The sequence below is a fragment of the Lentilactobacillus parakefiri genome (assembly GCF_002157585.1).
Taxonomy (GTDB): domain Bacteria; phylum Bacillota; class Bacilli; order Lactobacillales; family Lactobacillaceae; genus Lentilactobacillus; species Lentilactobacillus parakefiri.
Genome location: NZ_BDGB01000029.1, coordinates 2401 through 7277 on the forward strand (window position 1 = coordinate 2401; position 4877 = coordinate 7277).

Genomic DNA, 4877 nt, shown 5'->3' on the forward strand with positions numbered 1-4877 from the left:
CATCCAAAATTATTTATGATAAATCTCGAGACAAAAAAATTGAATATCTAAATATTGATGAAGTTAAAAGGTTAGCCTCTTATTTAGAAAATAATTTAAATCCTAACTATACCTCCAGTTTTATGATCTTAACCGCTTTGCTGACTGGTGCAAGATTAGGAGAAATTCAGGCCTTGACTTGGAAGGATATCAATTTTAATTTTAAGACCATTAGTATTAGCAAGTCTTGGAACTATATGCAGGGTGGTGGATTTCAAGATACAAAGAATGAAGGATCCAAGCGTATTATTTCCGTGAATAACAATTTGCTTGATGACTTAAAAATATTAAAAGATCATCGTAAAGATAAATCCATGGTTTTTATGAATCAGTTTAACACCATTCCTTCTTCTAGTGCCCTAAATAAAAAGCTCAGGCAGAGTTTAAAAGACTTAGGTATCAATAGGTCAGGATTTCATTTCCACTCTCTCAGACATACTCACGTTGCGTATCTGTTAGCATGTGGAATTGATATTTATATCATATCCAAACGATTAGGACATACCAACATATCTACAACCACTCGTACGTATTCTTATTTAATTGATGAGTACAAGGCCAAAAATGATGAACAGATTCGAAACGAACTTGATAAATTATCGCCACAGGAAAAAGTTAACCAAGTGTCAAAGGGAAACCGTTAATTGGTTTCCTTTTTGACCGTTATTGATTTTATAATCGTCCTGTTTTCACTGCTGTTAAGCTTCTCATTTGACCGTTATTTGACCGTTATTTGTTTAATTTCTTATCTTTTCTTGTGTTTTTTAAAAATCAAGCATTGCTTTAAATGTTGATATATAGGCATTTTTAATTTTAAAAAATGTTCTAATTTTAACCATAAAGCCGTTATACGGGCATTTAGATAAGCAAGGTTACCCCGGAATCCCATACACAATGCAGAATGGTGGTCGGCCAGAGATTCTTGGTTCGGTAAAACATCCAGCCAAAGATCAGGCCGAGCGGCAAGACGTTGGCGATATTAATCAACCAAGCCCAAACCGTTAAGCCTTCCAAATAGTAAAGTGGAAAATGACTAATCTGAAATAAGATTGCTTGAATCATGTTGGCAGCAACAATTCCATAACGTTTCATCAAAAAGTTCATAAAGAACCCACGAAACAAGAACTCTTCAATTAAACCGGCACCCAGGGTCACACTCAGGAACTCACCGCTTTTGAACGGATTTGATTGAATGTAGAAGCCGTGATGGGCACTCAACATCAAGAAGAACAAGTAGGCAACAAACATTGCCAGCACCACCCAAAACACAGTCGGGAAGTTTCCGTTATAAAGTTTGCGCTTATTAACCCATAGCTGCTGGTTCGTGCGATTGATCCAGAACAGGCCCAGGCCAACCATGATCACCGTCTTGATTCCTAAACTAACCAGATCGCTTCCAATCCCAGTTGTGTCCTGCTGTTCGATAAAGTTAATCAGTTCGCGACCCGCAAACCAAATAAGCACCAAAAGAACGAAGCTCAAATAAAACGTCCTCATTGACCAAGCCTTTTTCAAGATACCGACTTCCATTTCGTTAGATTTAGAATTCAATTATATCATCAAATCACCCCAGCCAAAGCGCATATAGCCAATAAATGACGACTGATAATTTGCCCACTCATTTGTCGAATCATTTCCAAGAAAAAAAGGCCGGGGCAAACTATGTCAGTTTGTTCCGGTCGCATTCAGATTAAACAAATCATTAATTATCCGTTTCAACCCAATGTTTCAAAAGATAAACATTCCCAACAGATTCCAATGCCGTGAATCCCAGCAGATAAATAGTTGCGTAATAAAGGCTCATAATCACACTCCCATTCATATTAAAGAAATGATTCAAGACGCCATCAACCCGGTTGTCAATAATCGAGGAGACATACAAGAAGGCCACAATCACGACCACGTAGAGTACAAATCTGAAGAACTTCTGTCTTGCATCCGGCAGGAAGGCAGTTAATGCATTCCCCGATAAATGAATCAAGGTGAGTGAAACCCATAGAAGAAGCGTTGCAGCAATGGTTAATAATACCACGCCAATGGTCATTAGAATCATATTCTTAACAAAATTCGGTCTGTCCGCATGGGTCGCCGTGTAATGAAACAACTGTTTGAACGCGTCACCAAAGTCTCCCCAGAACGGAATCGCTGCAATCAGCCACAAAATCAGCTGGGTGATGCCACCGTAGACCATCACAATAAATGAGGACAGCAAATTCACGGAATAGAGTTTAGTGTCACTGGCGGGGATTAACCGATATGCGTCGCTCACGAACAGATGCTCACTATTCCGTGAAACGAGTACAAACGCCACAATCCCGACAACCACCGAAAATGAGACGGTAATTCCGAGTGGACTATCGGTTGCCAAGTCGCCCCGATAGACCTCATAAATAAGGGTCAATACAATTGCAATTACATCAATCAAGATAATCCGGTTTATAATTCGCAGTTTCGGCCGCGTCAATGGTTTGAGCAAGTCATAAAAGCTAGTCATCAATGTCATTCCCTTCATAAATACTTTCATAGTACTGTTCAATGCCTTCAGCATACTTCGAACGAATTTCCTCAGCACTCTTCTGGGTATAAATCGTGCGGTCCTTAATAATGACCACCTCATCTAAAATGCTGGCAATTTCGGAGACGTAGTGATCAGAAACCAGGATCACGGCGTCATCACTCTTCCACTTGATGATACTTTGGATGATTTTCTTGCGGGTCATACTATCGATCCCGCCAAATGGCTCATCCAACAAGTAGACTTTTGTGTCACGCGATAAAGTCAATCCAATGACCAATTTTTCTTTCATCCCTCGTGACAAAGCGGACAGCCGCAGTCCTTCATCAATCTGGAGAAATCCTGCCATCTCGTTATACTTCTTGGTGGAGAAGTCTGGGTAAACGTCCTCGTAAAAGCGAATGATCTTATCAATACGCATATTCGAGCTAAACCCATTCAGCTGTTCACTAAAGCTGATCACCGACTTTTTCTCAGGGACCCCGTCCTGATTGGCAACGGTAATCTTGCCCGAAGCTCCCTTGGCAACGCCAGCTATCAACCGCATTAACGTTGTCTTCCCGGCGCCGTTTTCGCCAAGCAGCCCAACTGTTTTTCCTGATTCAATCGTCAAATTAACATCTTCCAAGATACTCCGGTAATTTTTCCGGTAATTCAAATTTTTAATCTCAATCGTATTCGTCATCACTGCACCTGCTTTCTTTTAGCGATATAATCCTGTAAATAAGAAACGATTTCTGTATCGGTCACGTTTAATTGATGGAGGTTTTCGTAGAGTTCCTGAAGCTGCTGGGTGATCAACAGCTTCTTGAGCTTTTCAATTGTTCCTTGATCCTCGGTCACAAAGTTACCTTTGCCGCGCTGCGGTTCAATAATCTTTTCTGAAATTAGTTCGCCCAGTGCCCGCTGAACCGTGTTCACATTGACCGTTAAGTTAACGGCCAACTGGCGAACTGCCGGCAGCTTGTCACCAGGTGCCAGTTCGCCAACAATAATTTGGCGGTAGATATAATTCTTAATCTGGTAGTAAATTGGGATCTTGTCATCAAACTTCATTGTGCCACCTCCCTAGTGTTACATTTTACTATTACACTATAACGCCTTTTTAACAAAAGAACAAGTAAAACCCACATTATTAATATCAATAGCAAAACAAAAACCGCTACACAGCTGCGTGCAACGGTTTTGATAAATCAATTTTTATTAACAATCCTGCCACCATCCATGTGAATCACTTCGTCACTTAGATATGCAATATCTTCTTTATCGTGGCTAGCAAGAATCACGGTACTCCCTGCATCGGCAATTTCTTTGAGTGTCTTTCTCAGAAGCCAAGTGCTTTCTTCGTCCAAGCCATTCGTTGGTTCATCTAACAAAAGTAGCTTAGGCCGTTCGAAGATTGCTTGAGCAATGCTTAACTTCTGCCTCATCCCCAAGGAATAGTTCGCAACCTTCGTGTTCCAGTCACTCTCACTCAGTCCAATTTTCCCAAATGCACTCTTGATATCCTTTGTTGTTGCAATTCTTTTAATTTTCGACAACGCTACCAAGTTTTGGAAACCGGTAAGATCCTTGGGGAATGTTGTATTTTCAATTGTTACACCCATACTATCAGGGAAGTCAAACTTATCATGGAGAGCTTCCCCATCCACAATTACCTTTCCTGCTGTTGGAATTATGGATTGAAGTCAATATTTGAGACAGGTTTTAAGAGACATTCAGAACCGCGTTTACCTTCCACAGCTCAAATAAATCATTAATCGCGATTAATAACTTATTTGAACCCTGGAAAGCATTAAATCAGGCGGCCATTTGGCTCGTAAGTGTTGCAATTTCAACTTGTAAGGGGGTCTGGTAGCCCAGTGAACTATGAATTCTCTTCCTATTGTAGAAAGCATGCACATATTCAAAAAGGACGGCAGCGGCAGTTTCATAAGCTTCAAAGACCGGCACTGGATAAACACATTCCTTTTTGAGGGAAGCGTGAAAGGATTCCATTGGCGCATTATCATACGGACAACCCTTACGGCTGTATGAGTGGCGGATATGTAGTTCAGTTAAACGTTGATTGTAATCATCGCTGGTATACTGTGATCCTAAATCCGTATGGATAATCAGGTCCCCAGTAATGGTTCGATTTTTAACCGCGCTTTCAAGGGTCTTTAAGACTAAATCAGTAGCCATCTTTTTTGAGAACGAATAGCCGATAATCCGTCGTGAGTGCAGGTCCATGATGGTTGATAAGTAACACCAGCCATTACGCTTCGTTTGAATATAGGTCATATCAGCGGTCCATTTTTGATTTAAACCAGTGGTCGAGAAA

Annotated in this window: 7 protein-coding genes; 1 reads left to right on the forward strand and 6 read right to left on the reverse strand. The window is 40.7% G+C overall.

Annotated elements, in window-relative coordinates; all coding sequences use genetic code 11:
- The coding region (locus tag LPKJCM_RS01945) for a site-specific integrase (protein ID WP_225364082.1) at positions 1-683 on the forward strand (683 nt) is incomplete at its 5' end.
- A 214-nt stretch (positions 684-897) separates the two neighbouring features.
- Here LPKJCM_RS01945 and LPKJCM_RS01950 read toward each other — a convergent pair.
- From LPKJCM_RS01950 to LPKJCM_RS01975, 6 genes are all read right to left on the reverse strand, one after another.
- Positions 898-1554 (reverse strand): CPBP family intramembrane glutamic endopeptidase, encoded by a 657-nt coding sequence (locus LPKJCM_RS01950; protein WP_057962408.1) that lies wholly within the window; start codon positions 1552-1554, stop codon positions 898-900.
- Positions 1555-1741: 187 nt separating this feature from the next.
- Positions 1742-2533, reverse strand: a complete 792-nt coding sequence (locus tag LPKJCM_RS01955; protein WP_057962409.1) for a hypothetical protein — start codon at positions 2531-2533, stop codon at positions 1742-1744.
- Entirely contained in the window at positions 2526-3239 is a 714-nt protein-coding gene (locus LPKJCM_RS01960) for an ATP-binding cassette domain-containing protein (RefSeq protein WP_057962407.1), read from the reverse strand. The genes LPKJCM_RS01955 and LPKJCM_RS01960 overlap by 8 nt, the downstream gene beginning before the upstream one ends.
- Complete coding sequence (locus LPKJCM_RS01965; RefSeq protein WP_057962406.1) at positions 3239-3610, reverse strand: GntR family transcriptional regulator; 372 nt, start codon at positions 3608-3610, stop codon at positions 3239-3241. Before LPKJCM_RS01965 ends, LPKJCM_RS01960 begins: the two co-directional genes overlap by 1 nt.
- Before the next feature lie 137 nt (positions 3611-3747).
- Complete coding sequence (locus tag LPKJCM_RS01970; RefSeq protein WP_240034621.1) at positions 3748-4206, reverse strand: ATP-binding cassette domain-containing protein; 459 nt, start codon at positions 4204-4206, stop codon at positions 3748-3750.
- A gap of 148 nt (positions 4207-4354) precedes the next feature.
- The coding region (locus LPKJCM_RS01975) for an IS3 family transposase (protein WP_263851677.1) at positions 4355-4877 on the reverse strand (523 nt) is incomplete at its 5' end.